Below are 2,140 nucleotides of genomic sequence, written 5' to 3' on the forward strand. Positions count from 1 at the left end.
TACGGCTTGAGTGCAGAAGATACGATCCTGCAAAAGACCGCTTTCACCTTTGACGTATCGGTGTGGGAGCTGTTCTGGTGGTCGCTGGTCGGCTCAAAGGTGAGCTTGCTGTCGGTAGGCGGGGAAAAGAACCCGGAAGACATCGTCGACACGATTGCCCGCGATGGCGTGAGCACGATGCACTTTGTTCCCGCCATGCTGCATGCGTTCCTGGAGTACGTGGAGCAGCAGCCACGGGAAGTGATGCAAACGAAGCTGGGCACGCTGCGCCATGTGTTTGCCAGTGGAGAAGCGTTGCCGCCACAGCATGTGGCCCGGTTCCAGCGGCTTGTGTCGAGCTTGGCCGGAGCGAAGCTGGTCAATCTCTACGGCCCGACCGAAGCGACGGTGGACGTATCGTACTTCGATTGCGAGCCGGATGAGAAATATGGAGTTATTCCGATCGGGAAACCGATTCAGAACATTCGTCTGTACATCGTGAAGGAAGGCACGGAGCAATTGCAGCCGATCGGGGTTGCGGGTGAACTGTGCATCGGCGGTGTCGGCGTAGCCCGAGGCTATCTGAACCGTCCAGAGCTGACGGCGGAGAAATTCGTAGCCGATCCGTTTGCCGGCGGGGAAGCCGGCTATGAACGGATGTACCGTACAGGCGATTTGGCGAGATGGATGCCAGACGGCAACATTGAATATCTGGGCCGGATCGACCATCAAGTCAAAATCCGCGGGTACCGGATTGAGCTGGGCGAGATCGAATCGCAGCTGCTCCAAGTGGAATCGGTACGCGAAGCCGTAGTCACAGCTCGTGCGGATGAAACAGGACAAAAACAAATGGTGGCGTACTATGTCGCCGGGCAAGAAATGGGTGCCAGCGAGCTGAGAAGTGAGCTGGGCCGGGAGCTGCCAAGCTACATGGTGCCGTCGTACTTTGTACAGCTGGAGCAAATGCCGCTGAGTCCAAATGGCAAAATTGACCGCAAAGCCCTGCCAGCACCGGAAGGCAGCCTGCAAAGCGGAGCCGATTATGTCGCACCGCGGACGTGGGTGGAAGTGAAGTTAGCGCACATTTGGCAGGATGTGCTGGGCCTCACGCAGGTCGGTGTGAAGGAAAACTTCTTCGAGATTGGCGGACACTCACTACGGGCGACGACACTGGCCTCGAAGATTCACAAGGAGCTGAACAAGCCGCTTCCACTGCGCAGTATTTTTGAAGCACCAACGATTGAACAACTGGCAGTCGTACTGGAACAGCTGGATCAAGTAACCTATGCGTCTATTCCGGTAACGGAAGAACGCAATTTCTACCCGTTATCTTCGGCGCAAAAACGACTGTATGTGCTGCATCAGTTCGACCCGAATGATGTGAATTACAACATGCCGTCGGTGCTGCAAGTGAGCGGTCCGCTGGACGTGAAACGAGTAGAAGACGTGTTCCGTCAACTGATCGATCGCCATGCAACCTTGCGTACCTGCTTTGAGCTGGTGGACAATGAGCCGATGCAATGGATTGAGGACACCGTGCCGTTTGAAGTGGAATATACGAAGGTACAGGCAGAGCATGCGACTACGGATACAGATCAGGACACAGCTACAGCTACGGACACGACGGTCAGCCAGGAAGCACAAGAACGGGTACGACAGTTTGTCCGTCCGTTCGATCTGAAAGCTGCGCCGCTACTGCGGGTAGGCTTGGTGGATCTGGGCGCACAAGGAGCAGAGCAAGAACCCCAGCAACTGCTCATGCTCGATATGCACCATATCGTTTCGGATGGTGTGTCGATGGAGGTACTGACCGATGAATTTGTCCGCTTATATGGCGGTGAAGAGCTACCGGCATTGCGGATTCAGTACAAGGATTATGCGGTATGGCAGCAAAGCGAAGCCCATCAGGAGTGGATGCAGCGTCAGAAAGCGTACTGGCTGGGTACCTTCCGGGGCGGCGTGCCTGTGCTGGATCTGGCAACCGACTTTGCCCGTCCGGCGGTGCAGAGTACGGCAGGGGATACGATCGAATTCGGACTGGAGCGTGAAGTTAGCGAACGCCTGAAAGAACTGGCTTCGCAAACAGGTTCAACCTTGTATATGGTGCTGCTGGCGGCGTACACTACGCTCTTGCATAAATACACAGGCCAAGAAGATATCG

At 55.7% G+C, this 2,140-nt stretch carries 1 protein-coding gene; it reads left to right on the plus strand.

Features of this window, described 5'->3' with window-relative positions:
* Positions 1 to 2,140 (plus strand): condensation domain-containing protein (locus WA407_RS26155; protein WP_336078727.1); only part of this gene is annotated, 2,140 nt, incomplete at both ends.

The organism is Paenibacillus sp. 203, from assembly GCF_037027525.1.
GTDB lineage: Bacteria > Bacillota > Bacilli > Paenibacillales > Paenibacillaceae > Paenibacillus > Paenibacillus polymyxa_B.